Origin of the sequence: Microbacterium sp. EYE_78 (assembly GCF_023149035.1) — a bacterium.
GTDB lineage: Bacteria > Actinomycetota > Actinomycetes > Actinomycetales > Microbacteriaceae > Microbacterium.
In genome coordinates this window covers 290,136-304,421 of record NZ_JAHXMY010000001.1, presented here as the reverse complement: position 1 = coordinate 304,421, position 14,286 = coordinate 290,136, and the positions used below count along the sequence as shown (strand labels likewise).

General features: G+C 73.0%; 14 protein-coding genes and 1 pseudogene. 10 read left to right on the top strand and 5 right to left on the bottom strand.

The window, feature by feature from the left end:
- The first annotated feature begins 48 nt into the window (after nt 1–48).
- On the top strand, nt 49–879 hold the full coding sequence (locus KZX17_RS01450) for an alpha/beta hydrolase (protein WP_248171280.1): 831 nt from the start codon (nt 49–51) through the stop codon (nt 877–879).
- 2 nt (nt 880–881) lie between these two features.
- On the opposite strand, the gene KZX17_RS01445 is transcribed toward KZX17_RS01450, so the two are convergent.
- Together KZX17_RS01445 and KZX17_RS01440 are read right to left on the bottom strand one after the other, a co-directional pair.
- Nucleotides 882–1,817 carry a DNA-3-methyladenine glycosylase gene (locus KZX17_RS01445; RefSeq protein ID WP_248171674.1) on the bottom strand — a complete coding sequence of 312 codons (936 nt, stop codon included), beginning with the start codon at nt 1,815–1,817 and terminating at the stop codon, nt 882–884.
- Between the two features lie 71 nt (nt 1,818–1,888).
- Nucleotides 1,889–2,596, bottom strand: a complete 708-nt coding sequence (locus KZX17_RS01440; protein WP_248171282.1) for a winged helix-turn-helix domain-containing protein — start codon at nt 2,594–2,596, stop codon at nt 1,889–1,891.
- Between the two features lie 426 nt (nt 2,597–3,022).
- Here KZX17_RS01440 and KZX17_RS01435 point away from each other — a divergent pair, with 426 nt between their 5' ends.
- Entirely contained in the window at nt 3,023–3,322 is a 300-nt protein-coding gene (locus KZX17_RS01435) for a GNAT family N-acetyltransferase (RefSeq protein WP_248171283.1), read from the top strand.
- A gap of 21 nt (nt 3,323–3,343) precedes the next feature.
- Here the strand turns inward: KZX17_RS01435 and KZX17_RS01430 are convergent, their stop codons facing one another.
- Nucleotides 3,344–3,679, bottom strand: coding sequence for a hypothetical protein (locus tag KZX17_RS01430; protein WP_248171284.1), 336 nt, complete (start codon nt 3,677–3,679; stop codon nt 3,344–3,346).
- Nucleotides 3,680–3,792: 113 nt separating this feature from the next.
- Here KZX17_RS01430 and KZX17_RS01425 point away from each other — a divergent pair, with 113 nt between their 5' ends.
- The 5 genes and pseudogenes from KZX17_RS01425 (at nt 3,793) to KZX17_RS15150 (ending at nt 10,162) form a co-directional block, all read left to right on the top strand.
- Nucleotides 3,793–4,068 carry a hypothetical protein gene (locus KZX17_RS01425; protein WP_248171286.1) on the top strand — a complete coding sequence of 92 codons (276 nt, stop codon included), beginning with the start codon at nt 3,793–3,795 and terminating at the stop codon, nt 4,066–4,068.
- Nucleotides 4,069–4,108: 40 nt separating this feature from the next.
- Nucleotides 4,109–4,423, top strand: a complete 315-nt coding sequence (locus tag KZX17_RS01420; RefSeq protein WP_248171288.1) for a DUF2277 domain-containing protein — start codon at nt 4,109–4,111, stop codon at nt 4,421–4,423.
- Nucleotides 4,424–4,470: 47 nt separating this feature from the next.
- A pseudogene (locus tag KZX17_RS01415) lies at nt 4,471–5,953 on the top strand (MFS transporter).
- Between the two features lie 55 nt (nt 5,954–6,008).
- Nucleotides 6,009–7,157: an exonuclease SbcCD subunit D gene (locus KZX17_RS01410; protein ID WP_248171292.1), complete on the top strand. Its 1,149-nt coding sequence runs from the start codon at nt 6,009–6,011 to the stop codon at nt 7,155–7,157.
- Nucleotides 7,154–10,162, top strand: a complete 3,009-nt coding sequence (locus tag KZX17_RS15150; protein WP_248171293.1) for an AAA family ATPase — start codon at nt 7,154–7,156, stop codon at nt 10,160–10,162. Before KZX17_RS01410 ends, KZX17_RS15150 begins: the two co-directional genes overlap by 4 nt.
- A gap of 29 nt (nt 10,163–10,191) precedes the next feature.
- Here the strand turns inward: KZX17_RS15150 and KZX17_RS01400 are convergent, their stop codons facing one another.
- Both KZX17_RS01400 and KZX17_RS01395 read right to left on the bottom strand, forming a co-directional pair.
- On the bottom strand, nt 10,192–10,851 hold the full coding sequence (locus KZX17_RS01400; protein ID WP_248171294.1) for a response regulator transcription factor: 660 nt from the start codon (nt 10,849–10,851) through the stop codon (nt 10,192–10,194).
- 1 nt (nt 10,852) lies between these two features.
- Entirely contained in the window at nt 10,853–12,337 is a 1,485-nt protein-coding gene (locus KZX17_RS01395; RefSeq protein ID WP_248171295.1) for a cell wall metabolism sensor histidine kinase WalK, read from the bottom strand.
- Nucleotides 12,338–12,460: 123 nt separating this feature from the next.
- Here KZX17_RS01395 and KZX17_RS01390 point away from each other — a divergent pair, with 123 nt between their 5' ends.
- The 3 genes from KZX17_RS01390 to KZX17_RS01380 all read left to right on the top strand — a co-directional run bounded on the left by KZX17_RS01390 (nt 12,461) and on the right by KZX17_RS01380 (nt 14,283).
- Complete coding sequence (locus KZX17_RS01390; protein WP_248171675.1) at nt 12,461–13,597, top strand: phosphotransferase; 1,137 nt, start codon at nt 12,461–12,463, stop codon at nt 13,595–13,597.
- A gap of 75 nt (nt 13,598–13,672) precedes the next feature.
- Nucleotides 13,673–14,059 carry a hypothetical protein gene (locus KZX17_RS01385; protein ID WP_248171297.1) on the top strand — a complete coding sequence of 129 codons (387 nt, stop codon included), beginning with the start codon at nt 13,673–13,675 and terminating at the stop codon, nt 14,057–14,059.
- Nucleotides 14,060–14,103: 44 nt separating this feature from the next.
- Nucleotides 14,104–14,283 (top strand): hypothetical protein, encoded by a 180-nt coding sequence (locus KZX17_RS01380; protein WP_248171299.1) that lies wholly within the window; start codon nt 14,104–14,106, stop codon nt 14,281–14,283.
- Nucleotides 14,284–14,286 lie beyond the last annotated feature (3 nt).

Here is a 14,286-nt window from a genome sequence, read left to right as displayed (position 1 = left end):
CATCAGCCTAGGTCGCGCGAGCGCTGACCGGGCGTTAGCGTGGCGCGGGTGAAGCTCGATCTTCCGCAGGTCCCCGGCTACGTCGTCCACGCGAGCGTCGACCGTCCTGGCGCCCATCGGCCCGTGCTGCTGTGGCATCACGGCTCCCCGCAGACGGGCGCCGTCCTGCCTCCGGTGCAGGACGCCGCGGATGCCGCGGGTCTCGACGTCGTCTCCGTCGCCCGCCCCGCGTACGGCGGCGCCGCACGGCACCTCGGACGCACGGTGCGCGACGTCGCCGACGGGCTCGCTGAGGTCCTCGACGCCCTCGACCTCCGCGACGTCGTCTCCGTCGGTGCGTCCGGCGGGGGACCGCACGCGCTCGCCGTCGCCGCGGTGTCGCCCGAGCGGGTCGCGGGCGTCGTCACCCTCGCGTCGATCGCCCCGTTCCGGCCGCGTGACGACGCATGGTTCGCCGGGATGGCCGATCCGTCCGGCCTCCGGGCGGCGGCGGCCGGGCTCGACGCGCGGACCGCCCATGTCGAGGTCGAGGAGTTCGACCCGTCGAGCTTCGTCGACGCCGACTACCGGGCGCTCGAGACGACGTGGGCATCGCTGGGCGCCGACGTCGCGGCATCCGATCAGTGGGGCCCCGACGGTCTCGTCGACGACGATCTCGCCTTCACGCGACCGTGGGGGTTCGACCTCGCCGAGGTCCACGCACCCGTGGTGGTCGTGCAGGGCGGGCTGGACCGCGTCATCCCGCCCGCGCACGCGACGGCGATCGCCGATGCCCTGCCGCACGGGCTGCTGCGGCTTGTCCCGGACGCCGGGCACATCGCCGTCCTGGACCATCTTCCCGAGGCGCTCGCCGCGCTCGCCGTCCTGCGAGGGCACTGACGTCAGCGGCCCCGGTGGTCCTCCGGGGCGAGGCGCGGGCCGCGACGCGGCTCGACCACGCCGCTCGCGGAGATCAGTCGGATGACGCGCTGACGGTGCCCGGCCCACGGCGCGAGGAGCTCCCGCATCCCGTCGTCGTCGACGCGCGACCCGGTGAGCGCGTAGCCCACCTGATGGGCGACGTGGTAGTCGCCGAAGCTGACGGCATCCGGGTCGCCGAAGGCGCGGATGCGGGTCTCGGCGCTCGTCCACACGCCGACGCCCGGCAGGCTCGTGAGGACCCGGTCGCGGTCGTCGCCGGTCGTCGCGGCGACGGCTGCCCGCTCGATCGACGCGCGGCGGCGCGCGGCGGCGACGACGGTCTGCGACTGCGGCGGTTCGAGTCCGGCGCGGTGCCACGCCCAGCTGGGGATCATGCGCCACTCGGCCGGCGTCGCGTACATCGGGCGGGGAGTGGGTCCGGGGGCGGGCTCGCCGTATCGGGTGACGATCCAGCGCCACGCACCGAACGCCTGCAGGCCGGTGACCTTCTGCTCGAAGATGCTGCTGGCGAGCGCGTCGAAGACGAGGTCGGTGGCGCCGATCCGCAGGTCCGGGCGGCGGCGATGGACCTCGTCGATGAGCGGATGCCGCGACGCGTCGAACCCCTCGGGGTCGTCGTCCGCACCGCACAGTCGCGGCAGCTGATCGAGGGTCCACGCGGCGCCCGGACCCCAGGCGGCGGCGCGCACGGTGCGCAGGCCCGGGCGGATCGCGGTGGTGGCGACACCCTCGGGCGTACGCGTGACCCGCCAGATCACGCCGTCGACCGTTGCCTGCGTCGGGTCGTGGGCTCCGCGCTGCTGATAGCGGATCGCCCGTGCGGCGTCGACGGGGACGCTGGGGCGGTACTCCGCCTCGAGGGGACGGAGCGACGGGGACGGCGACGGATGCGGCATCCGTTCGCGCACTCCCGACCTCATGCCGAACACCCTACGTCCGGGCGCTGACAGCGCACCCGGGTGCGGGCTCAGAAGCGGTCGGGCGAGGGGGTGCCGTGGCCGTAGCGGATGACGACGTCGGCGTGGCGGTCGAAGCGGTAGCCGATGCCGCGGACGGTGCGCACGATGTCCTCGTACCGGCCGAGCTTGGACCGCAGGCGACGCACGTGCACGTCGATGGTGCGCTCGCCCGGTGCGTCGTCGCCCTCGGTGTGGCTCCACAGCGACGACACCAGCTCGGTGCGCTCGATCGTCCGGCCCTCGCGGAGCACGAGGTACTGCAGCAGTTCGAACTCCTTGAAGGTGAGCGCGGCGCTCTCGCCGTCGATGTGCACGCGACGGCGGGAGATGTCGATCGTGACGCCGCCGGGGACGTGCTCGTCGACCGGCTCCTCGGGCTTGGTGCGGGCGACCGCGGCGGGCTCGTGGAGCGCGAGGCGGACGACGTCGACATCGCGACCGCCGGCGCCGACCGGCGCGAGGGCGACGGTGGCGTGGGTCTCGGCGGAGGGGGCGAGGTCGGCGATGGTGCGGCGGAGGGCGTCGACGATGACCGAGAGGCTCACGCCGTCGGCGGCGGCCTTCAGCTCGTCGAGGCCGACGTAGAGGGCGAAGCCGCGGGGGGCGGTGCCGGCGGGAAGACCTGACGGAGCGGCGGTGCGGGCCGGGGCGATGTCCTCGACGGCGCGGAGGTGGCGGGGGGTGGCGGGTGCGGAGAGGAGAGCGGAGGTCGACATGGCGATGTCCTTCGGAGGGGGAACCCGGAACGGGACGTCGGGTTCAGTGGTGTTGCGCGGAGGGCCTCGATGAGGGCCGATGTGCGAGACACCCGGCGGTCGCGTTGTGCGCGGTCCGGCCGGAGCCTCGGGGGTCGGGCGACGTCGCGTTCAGAAACGACGCCGCGACCCGGCGGGGATCACCGTGTCAGCGACACATTCGGCAACACATGACAGCACGCGACGGCATCATGATGCCGGCAGTTCCGTTCGCCTCCCGGGCGGACAGAGTGCGTGCGAAGTCAGTCATGAGGCTGATTATGACGAACCGCGTCGCGATGTGTCAAACCGCGCACCCGCGCAGCGACTCGGATGACGGAATGTGACAGATTGCTCAATCTGCTGGGGGAGTGCTGTCGCCAGGGCCGATCGGCGTAGCGTGTGGGCATGAGCGACCTCATCTTCGCAGACGAGAAGGATGCCGCACGCTACACGCTCCACCGGGGTCGGGACCTCGTGAGCGTGCTGGATTACAACGACGACGGTCGCACCGTCGCCCTCACCCGCGCCTACACGATCCCGACGTTCCGGGGCGCGGGTCTCGCGGGGGAGCTGGTGAAGCGGGCCGTCGACGACCTCGAGCGCCGCGGCGACCGCCGCGTCATCCCGGTGTGCTGGTACGTGGCGGACTGGTTCGACGCGAACCCCGGCCATGAGGGGCTGCTGCAGGAGCGTCGCGCGAGCTGACCGGCGGCGCCGGGCATCCGATCAGGCCGCCTCTCCCGGGCGAGGGTCGCGGATCGACCAGCCCAGCCGCTCGAGGGCGACGCGGAGCCGATCGGCGGCGGCCCGAGCGGTGCCGACCGACTCGTCGGAGCACACGTCGACGGCCAGCGGCGGCGGATCGGCGAACTTCGGGATCTGCACCTCCGCCCACGCGCCCGGTGCGAGGCTCACCCGCGGGTGCGCCGTCCTCGGACCCTCGACCACGCCGTCGCAGGCGAAGGCGATCGTCTCGAGCGCGTCGGGCTTCGTGATCGGCAGATCGACGACGAGCGTCACCACGAACGGCCCGCTCGCCGCGTCCCGCCCGTGTGCCCACATGTGCGCCTCCTCCGACCCTTCGTTCGTAGCCCCGCGCGTCCCGCCGGTCAAGCCCGTGTCAACAGTCCTCCTCGGTGCGCAGACTGTGCGGACGACGACCAGAGGAGAGCGCCATGGACCGTGAAGGATCCGACCACCCCGACGACATCGTCGACGCAGACCCCGTCGGGGGCCGGGACTCGTCCGGCGAATCAGAGATCGTCGGAGGCGGCGCCGCGTCCCTCGATGAGAAGGAGGCGCAGGACGCCGCCGACCGCGGTCGCGACGTCGGAGAGCCGGTCACCGATCCCGACGGGTCCGCGGATCAGTTCGTCGAGAGCGCGGAGATCCAGCAGGGACTCGACCCCGACGTCCTGACGGACGACCAGGCCGACCGCCGCGCCGAGTGACCCCTGGCGGGCCCGCGGACCCCGGCGTACCGTGGCGGCCATGTGCCGCAACATCGTGCCGCTCCACAACTTCGAGCCCGCCGCATCGGATGCCGAGTGCCACGACGCGGCACTGCAGTACGTCCGGAAGATCAGCGGCATGACGCGGCCCTCGCAGGCCAACCGTGAGGTCTTCGACCGCGCCGTGGCCGAGATCGCCCATGCGACGCGGCACCTCCTCGACGATCTCGTCTCGGCGGTTCCCCCGAAGGACCGCGAGGAGGAGGCCGAGAAGCGGCGTGCCCGGTCGGCCGACCGCTACGAGGCGCTGCGCGAGTTCCAGGAGCGCAAGCGCGCCGCGCGCTCGGCGTCCTGACCTCGCCCGCCTCCCGGGCCCCGAGGGGCGAGTAGCGTAGAGCGGTCATGACAGAAGCGAACACCGCCAGCATCCCGCTCTCGCAGAAGCACCGCTGGCGTGCCTTCTGGGTCTGCGTCTCCGTTGCCGCCTTCACGATCCTCGACCTCACGAAGATCAACGTCGGCCTCCCCGCCATCGAGTCCTCGCTCGGGGCGACCTCGACGCAGCTCCAGCTCGTCGTCTCGGGCTACATCCTCACCTTCGGTCTCGCCCTCGTGCCATTCGGACGGCTCGGCGATCAGCGTTCGCGGAAGACCCTCTTCATCGTCGGGCTCAGCCTGTTCACGGTCACCAGCGCGCTGTGCGCCCTCGCGCCGACGGTCGAGGTGCTGCTGGCCGCCCGCCTCGTGCAGGGCATCGCGGCCGGCATCCAGATGCCGCAGGTGATGGGCACGATCCAGCAGCTGTTCGTGGGCAAGGAGCGCGGTCGCGCGTTCGGGCTCTTCGGCGCGACGATCGGCATCGCGACCGCGTTCGGACCGACGCTCGGCGGACTGATGATCGCGATCGGCGGCGAGGCCGAGGGCTGGCGCGGCATCTTCTGGTTCAACGTGCCGCTCTGCCTCCTCGTCCTCGCGGGCGTCATCTGGCTGCTGCCGCAGACCCGGAAGGCGTCGGGTGAGAAGCTGCAGCTCGACCCGATCGGCATCCTCATCTTCGGACTCATGGTCATCTCGCTGATGTGGCCGTTCCTGTTCACGACCGGCTCGCCGGACGACGACCCGAACCGCTGGTGGACGCTCACCGCCTTCGTGCTGTTCGCCGCGCTGTTCTTCTGGTGGGAGCGGCGATACGCGGCATCCGGCCGGCAGCCCCTCATCCCGTTCCGGATGTTCCGCATCTCGTCGTACCGCAACGGCACCTTCGTCGTGGTCGCCTACTTCACCGCGATCCCGCCCATGTTCCTGCTCGGCACCCTGTTCCTGCAGATCGGCGTCGGGCTCGCGCCGGTGTTCGCGGGGATGGTGTCGATCGGCTTCGCCGTGGCGAGCGCCGTGACCTCGTACTACGGCGGTCTGCTCGTCGCGAAGTACGGCCGGCAGCTCGTCACGCTCGGCCTCGCGACCGTGCTGGTCAGCGTCATCGCGCTGACGGTCATCGCCTACACGATGCCCCCCCGACATCGTGGCCTACGGGATGGCCGCGGCGCTGCTCGTCGCCGGCGCGGGCGGCGGGTTCGTGGTCTCGCCAAATCAGACGATCACCCTGTCCGAGATCCCGGTCCGCGAGGGCGGACTGGCGGGCTCGGTCGGCCAGCTCGGTCAGCGCGTCGGGACCGCCGTCGGGACGGCGATCGGCCTCTCCCTCTTCTACGCGACGATCTACCGCGAGACCGGGTCGGGCCTCGACGACCTCGCGGTGTTCCACGACGCGTACGCCTTCGGCATGGCCGCGGTGGGGGTCTTCCTCGCCCTGGCGACGCTCGTCTCGGTCGTCGACCTCGTCGGGATGCGCCGCCGCGGGATCACCTCGCCGATCGCGGACTGACGCGGCTCCGGCACGCCTCGACGGCGATGTCGGAGGCCCGATCTACCGTGTGAGCATGCGCATCCTGCACACCTCCGACTGGCATATCGGGCGGACCTTCCACGGTCACTCCACGCTCGACGCGCTGCGCGGCGTGCTCGACGAGCTCACCTCGCAGGTGCGCGCCCACGGCGTCGACGTGGTCGTCGTCGCCGGCGACGTCTTCGACTCCGCGACGCCGGCGGCCGCCTGCTACACGCTGCTGTCCGACGCGCTCCGCGGCATCGCCGACGCCGGTGCGCACGTCGTCGTCACCAGCGGCAACCACGACTCCGCGGCGCGGCTCGGGTTCCAGGCGGGACTGTTGCGCGACGGCATCCACGTCCTGACCAATCCGGATGCCGTGGGCACCCCGCTCACCATCGACGACGCCCATGGGCCGGTCCACTTCTACGGCATCCCCTACCTCGAGCCGGCGCTCCTGCGGCACCGGTGGGAGGGGGTGCGCACGCAGGCGGCCGTCCTGGGCCACGCGATGGACCTCGTCCGCGACGATCTGGCGGCGAGGGGCGGCCGGTCCGTCGCGATCGCCCACTGCTTCGCCGCGGGCGTCGAGCCGACGCCGCACCTCGAGCGGGACATCCAGCAGGGCGGGCTCGACGTCGTGCCGCTGTCGACGTTCGACGGGGTCGATTACATGGCCCTCGGGCACATCCACGGGCGCCAGCAGCTGTCCGAGCGGGTGCGGTACGCCGGCGCCCCGCTGCACTACAGCTTCGGCGAGGGCGACAAGCCGCGCGGCTCGTGGCTCGTCGAGCTGGATGCCGACGGTCTCGCCTCGGTCGACTGGATCCCGCTTCCCGTCCCTCGCCGTCTGGTGACGCTGAGAGGACCCTTCGCGGACGTCCTCGCCGACGCGGCGCACGCCGTGCACGAGGACGCGTGGGTGTGCGTCGAGTACACCGACGACCTGCCCGAGTCCGACCCGCTGCGGCGTCTGCAGCAGCGGTTCGCCTTCTGCGCCAAGGTCGTGCACGCGCCCTCGGCCACCGGCGCCGACGAGGTGTCCAGCTACGCGCAGCGGGTGCGGGCGGCGAAGACCGACCGTGAGCTCGTCGACGCCTTCCTCTCCCACGTGCGGGCGGGGCAGGGGCTGAGCGAGCGCGAGGAGGAGCTGGTCGACGAGCTGCTCGATGACCGGGTGCGGCTCGAGGCGCTGGCGTGAAGGTGCATCGTCTCGAGTTGACCGGCTTCGGGCCCTTCCGCGCGCGACAGGTCGTCGACTTCGACGCGTTCGACGACGACGGACTGTTCCTGATCTCCGGTCGCACCGGTGCCGGCAAATCGAGCATCCTCGACGGCGTGAGCTTCGCGCTCTACGGATCGGTCCCTCGCTACGAGAACGGTGACCGTCGGCTGCGCAGCGACCACAGCTTCGTGACCGACCCCACGGAGGTGCGACTCGAGTTCACGGTCGGCGGCAGCCGCTGGCGTGTCACGCGTGCGCCCGAGTACGAGCGGCCCGCCAAGCGCGGGGGAGGCCTGACCCTCGAACCCGCGCGTGCCGAGCTCGAGGAACGCGTCGACGGTGCCTGGATCGGACGGGCCGCGAAGCAGCGCGAGGTGGGGCTGGCGCTCGACGAGGTGCTCGGACTCAGCGCACAGCAGTTCCAGCAGGTCATCCTGCTCGCGCAGAACAAGTTCTCCCGGTTCCTGCTCGCGGCCAACGCCGAGCGTCAGCAGCTGTTGCGGACGCTCTTCGGGACGAAGCGGTTCGAGGCGTACAAGGACGGTCTCGAGCAGCGCCGCCGCGACGCGCAGAGGCGCGTCGACGAGGGCGGCGCCCGCGTCCGCACGCTGCTCGAGGTCGCCGAGCGCGACGTCGCCGCGAACGCGCTCGGCGGAGATGACGAGGCGCTGCCCGACGCCGACGTCCTGGGTCGCACCGCAGCCGTGCAGCGCGCCCTCGCCCGTGCGCAGTACCGCGTCGAGATCCGCGGCAACGAGCGCGACGCCGCCGTCGTCCGCGCCGACGCCGCCGCGGCGGCCCACCGCCGGCTGACCGAGGTCGCGCAGCGCATCGCGGACCTCGGCGCCGCTCGCCGCGAGCTCGCCGCACGGGAAGCCGACGTCCCGCAGATGGACGCCCTGCGAGGACGGCTCGAAGACGCCCGCATCGCCGAGCTCCTCCGCCTGCCGATCGAGACCGCCGCGCGCGCGGACCGGGAGCTCGCCGACGCGCTGACCTCGCTCGCGGGAGCCACGGACGCGTGGCGCACGGTCGCCGCCACGGACGACGGCGACCCCGCCGACGTCGTCGAGCGACTCACCGCCGACCTCGCCCGCGCGCAGTCGGCCGGCCGGCTCGAGTCGGAGTCCGCCGCGCTGCGGCGTGCGCAGGAGGAGCGCCGGGACCGGCTCGCCGCCGTCGAGGCCTCCCGAAGCGAGATCGAGGCGATGCTCGCGGCGGTTCCGACGCAGCGGCAGACGGTCGCCGCCGACCTTTCCCGGGTGCTCGCCGTCGCCGGCCGCCGGGACGACCTGCAGGCGACGCGCGACGATCTCGCCCGCCGTCGGGACGCCGCACGTGCCGTCCTGCGCTTCGCCCCCCAGGCGGTCACTGCCGAGGCCGAGTACGCTGCCGCGAATGCCCGCGCAGCGGCGGCGTCCGCGCTCGTCGGCGAGCTGCTGCGGCGCCGGCTCCGCGGGCACGCGGCGGAGCTCGCGGCATCCCTCGTCCCGGGCGAGCCCTGCGCCGTGTGCGGCGCGACGGAGCACCCTCGCCCCGCCGAGGGGAGCGAGGCACCCGTCACGGACGACGACCTCACCGCCGCGGAAGACGCCCGCGACACGGCCGCGGAGCTCGAGCGCTCCGCCGCTGCAGCCGCAGCCAGCGCCCGCGAAGCGGTCGCACTCGCCGCAGCAGGTGCGGGTGGGCGCGACGCGGACGAGCTCACCCTCGCGCTCGCCGACGTCGAGGCGCAGCTCGCGGCCGCCGAGGCCGCGGTGTCCCAGGCGACGTCGCTGCAGACGGCCTCCGACGACCTCGACGCCCTGGAGCAGACTGCGCGCGCCGAGGCGGCGTCGCTGCGCGAGGCCGAGGGCGATCTCCGCGAGCAGGTCGCCGCCGCCCAGACGGCCATCGACGCGTCGCAGCGCGACATCGACGCGGCGCGTGGCGCCCACGACACGGTGGCTGCGCGCATCGCGGCCGACGAGCACCGTCGTGCGATCGCCGTACGCGTCGTCGACGCCCAGCGCCTCGTCGACGAGCGGGAGCGCGCCGCCGTCGCCGCGCGACGCGACCGCGACGACCGGGTCGCGGCGTCGGTGTTCGCCGATATCGATGCGGTCGACGCCGCCCTGCTCACCGACGCCGAGCGCGAGCGTGCGGCGCGGGCCGTCGAGGAGCACGCGGCAGCGCTCACCGCCGCGCGCGCCCGTTCGCTCGAGCTCGAACTGGCCGTCGTCGACGAGCACGTCGACGATGCGGCCCTCGCGGCGGCGGCGGCGCTGGCCGACGAGGCCGAGGCCGCGCGCACCGCCGCGATCGCCGCCGCGGCCGCGGCGGAGGGGGTCGCCGGCGGGCTCCGCGATCTGGCGTCGCGCATCGAGGTCGCAGCGGCAGCGGTATCGGACGAGGCCCAGGATGCCGCGGCGATCACCCGCCTCGCCGACACCGTGGCCGGGCGGGCGCCGAACACGATGAAGATGGACCTCGAGACCTTCGTCCTGGCCGCCGAGCTCGAGGAGATCGTCGCTGCGGCCAACCTCCGCCTGACCGAGATGTCGTCAGGGCGGTATACCCTGCGTCACTCCGACGCGCGACAGGCGCGCGGCGCGGCATCCGGCCTGTCCATCGAGGTGCTCGACGCCCACACCGGTCGGCTGCGATCGCCGCAGTCGCTCTCGGGCGGTGAGACCTTCCTCGCATCGCTCGCGCTGGCACTCGGGCTCGCCGAGGTCGTGACCTCCCGCGCAGGCGGCATCCGTCTCGACACGCTGTTCATCGACGAAGGGTTCGGATCGCTCGACCCCGAGACGCTGGAGCTCGCCATGCGCACGCTCGACGAACTGCGCGCCGGCGGGCGCGTCGTCGGGGTCATCAGCCACGTCGAGGCGATGAAGGAGCAGATCCCGGCGCAGCTCGTGGTCGAGGCGACGCCGGAGGGGCCGAGCGTCGTCCGTCAGGACGCTGCGTCTCCCATCCCGGAGGCGACTGGGCGCTGAGCGGTCGGCCGCGATGTCTCGGCCTCGGATCAGGTGAGCCGGTAGCCGACCCCTCGCACCGTCTCGATACGGTCCGAGCCGAGCTTCTGCCGCAGGTACCCCACGTAGACATCCGCCACGTTCGAGCCCGGATCGAAGTCGTAGCCCCAGACGCGGCTGAGCAGCTGCTCGCGGCTGAGCACCTGCCCGGCGTTGCGGACGAACTCCTCGGCGAGGGCGAACTCCCGTGCCGACAACTCGACGCGTGCGCCGGCTACTCGGGCCTCGCGTGTCCGGATGTCCAGGGCCAGGTCGCGATGGGCGAGCGACGCCGACCCGGCCGCGTCGTCGTCCTTTCGCATGCGCAGCCGGATCCGGGCCAGCAGCTCGTCGAACCGGAACGGTTTGCCCAGGTAGTCGTCGGCGCCGCCCTCGAGGCCCGCGACGGTGTCCTGCAGCTCGACGCGCGCCGTCAGCATGATGATCGGCATCCGGGATCCGCTGCCCCGCAGCTGTTCGAGCACCTCGAAGCCGTTCATGCCGGGAAGGTTCACGTCCAGGACGAGCAGATCGAACTCGTCGGTCTGCGCGAGGTGCAGCGCCTCGGTGCCGGTCGGCGCGATCTGGGTCGCGTATCCCGCAGCGCGCAGCCCCTTCTCGACAAAGCCCGCGATGCGGGCCTCGTCCTCGGCGATCAGGATCGATGCCATGTCAGCGCTCCTCGGTGACGGGGACGGGGGGCGGCGGACCGACGGGAGCGGCCATCGAGGTGCTCGCGTCGTACGCCCCGTCGTAGGGGATGGACAGGAGGAACACCGCGCCGCCGCCGGCCGCATCCACCACGGACGCGGTGCCGCCGTGCGCCCGGGCGATGACCTGGACGATGTTCAGGCCCAGCCCGCTGCCGTGGGACTCCGCGTCGCCGCGGTGGAACCGATCGAACACGAGGGGCTTCTGGTGGTCGGGCACGCCGGGACCGTGATCCCGGACCCAGAACTCGACTGCCCCGGGCACGACCCGGCTGCCCACGATGACCTCGCCGCCGCCGTGCGTCACGGCGTTCTGCACGAGCTGCAGCAGTGCCTGCGTGAGCCGCTCGGGGTCGGCATCCAGGACCACGTCGGCGGCGGGACCGGCGGACACCGACGCCCCGGCGATCGCCCCCGCCTTCCGGACGACCAGCGAGAGCAGGTCCGACGTGTCCACGGGTACGAGGGCGACGGGCCGCGGGCCGTGGAGGGATGCGGCGTTCGCCAGGTCGCGCACGAGGTTGTGCATGCGGTCCAATTCGTCGACGGCGAGATCGCGCGAACTCTCCACGTCTGCGACGTCTGCGGCGTCCATCACCTCCAGGTGCCCGCGCACGATGGTGATGGGCGTCTTCAACTCGTGTCCCACGTCGCTCAGAAGCCGGCGCTGCGAGTCCAGCGCCTCGTCGAGGCGGTCGAGCATCGCGTTCATGGTGGCCGCGAGCTCCGAGACGTCGTCCTCCCCGTCGATCGGGAGGCGTTCCGAGAGCGACTGGGCGGAGACGCGCTCGGCGGTCTCGCGCATCCGACGCAAGGGACGCAGCAGGCGCGTCGAGACGATGGCGGCCACCGCGGTGATGATGAGCAGCGCGATGGCGCTCGCGAGCAGGTAGGCGCGAGCGGGGCCGTCCATCTCGCTCAGCTCGGCGTCGACGTCGTACGCCAGCGCGAACACCACGTCCTCGGCCGGCTCCGCACCCTGGATGACGATCGGAACGGCCAGGTAGCGCCAGCGCACGCCGTCCTCGGCGTAGGTCCGCACGGCCGGGACGCCCGTGGCGGCCGCTTCCGCTGCAGCCGCCGCGAACCCGGGGCTCGTCGTGAGGTCGAGGTCGAGTCGGATGCCGGGGGAGAACCGTGCCGCCCCGTCCATGATGCCGAGCGCCCCTGTGTTGTCGTCGGGACTCATGCGCTGGACCACCTGACGGAGCGCCTCTTCGGCGCTCGCCCAGGTCCCCGAGTCGTTGTCGCCCGTCTCCACGATGTAGCGAGCGGAGTCGAGGTTGTCCCGCAGACGGTCCTCGATGCCTTGCAGGTTGGCTTCGCGCTCCACGAAGTAGACGGTGACGCCCACGGACAGCAGACCCAGCGCGGCGACCAGCGTGATGGCCGCGACGATCCGCGTGCGCACCGACACCGCGAGGCGTCGCCGAGGGGCCTGTTCCATGTCCTCAGTATCGCCAGTGCGGGGTGTGGATCCGTCGAGGCTAAGAACAGTCTCACGCCGGGAGGGGGAGGCGCCGTGGTGGGATCGAGTGTGCACGCATCGCCCGAGGATCCCGACGTGGCCATGGCCGCCGATGCGCTGGGCGTCCCCGTCGACTCCCTCTCGACCATCAGTCGCGAGCCGCTCGGCGTCGGATCCGTCGTCGGGTACACCGTCGACGGGAACCCGGGGGCGGTCGCCTACCTCGACACGTCGCTCCTGTCCGTTCCGGCCGAGACCGGTCTCGTGCAGGAGGGGGTCGCGCGCCTGTGGATGCATCCCGCCGACCCGCACCTTCCCGCGCTGGCGCCGTCCGCCTACGGGCACTCGCTGGCTATCCTCCTCTCCCGCCTCGGCATCATCGCCGAGGGCGATCCTGAGCTCGTCGCGTACCGGCCGGGGCGGCGGGCCGTCCTCCGGGTGCCGTCGGACGGCGACGCGATCTGGGTGAAGGTCGTCCGTCCTCGTCGGGTGGAGCGCATCGTGGCCCTGCACCGCACCCTGGGGGCCGCGGGGCTGCCCGTCCCGGGTGTCCGCGGGTGGGCGCCGGACGGACTCGTCGTCCTCGACCCCGCGGACGGAGCAGCGGCACTCGAGATCGTGGCGGGCCGCGGGGCGCCGGAGGCGGCCGTCCTCGACGGCGTCGACCGGATCCGAGCCGCGCTGTCGCGTGCACCCCTGACGGGTGCGGCCCGCGCGTCGATCGTCGCCCGGACCGGCTGGTACGCCACGCGCCTGCAGGCGGCGCTGCCCGCCGCCCGTGAGGACGTGGCGACCGTCGTCGGGGCGCTCGCGCAGCATCCCGCGCCGCTCAGGGCGGACGTCGGCATCCACGGGGATCTCCACCTCGGGCAGCTCTTCCTCGCCGGCGACGGCGGCGTCACCGGGCTCATCGACGTCGACACGGCGGGTCTCGGCGACCCCGCGGACGACGTCGGCGCGCTCGTCGGCCATGCCGTCGCGAGTGCGACCCTGACCGCGCCGTTGCGGGATGCGTCCGCACTGTGGGCCTTCGCGGAGGCCGCCTGGCAGCGCTGGCGGCACGATCCCGGCAGTGCGGCCGCCGCATCCGTCCACCTCATGGGGCACGCGCTCGCCGCCGCCGACGCGGGAGACAGGCACCGCGCGCGGGGGCTGATGCGCGTCGCGCGTCGGATCCTCGACCACGACGGCGAGCCGGAACATAAGGACGCTCTCATGGGAGCCTTCGAGTCGGCTTAGCCCCCGGCCGGATGCTGGAGGGACAGGCTCGGGAGGACCGACCGAGCCACTCATCCACCACCAGGGGACAGGATCATGAAGACGAAGAAGTGGATCGTGTACGGCGCGACGGGCGTCGTGGGCCTCGGCCTCATCGCCGGTGGCGCGACCGCCGCTGCCGCCGCGATGGATCTGCGGGATGCCGAGGGTGCGACGCTCCCCGGCGGCCAGCTCACCGGCAAGGCGCCGAGCACCTTCGACAGCTCCACCCCGGTCCGCATGCAGGTGACCGACGACGACGCGACGGTGGTCTCCGCCCCGTCGCCGACCCCGGCGGCCAGCCCGCAGCCCGCGCCCAGCCTCGCGACGCCCGCCACGCCCGCGACGCCGGCCACGCCTGCCAGCCCGGTCACCCCCGTGACCCCGCCGTCCCCTGTCACGCCGCCGACCCCGGCCAGCGCGGTCTCCGCGGCATCCAACTGACCGCCGCGGTCCGGCGCGTCTCGACGCCCGCCTAGGCTGGAGTCATGAAGAAGGCCACCGTCTGGACCGTCCTCGGCGTCGTGATCGCGGTCGTCATCGCCTGGATCGTCGTCGACATCGTCCTGAAGGCCGTCTTCCTGCTCGGGAAGCTGCTGCTGGTCGCCGTCGTCGCGCTGATCGTGTTCTTCGTGCTGCGCTCGCTGTTCTCCCGCCGCGAGGTCTGAGCG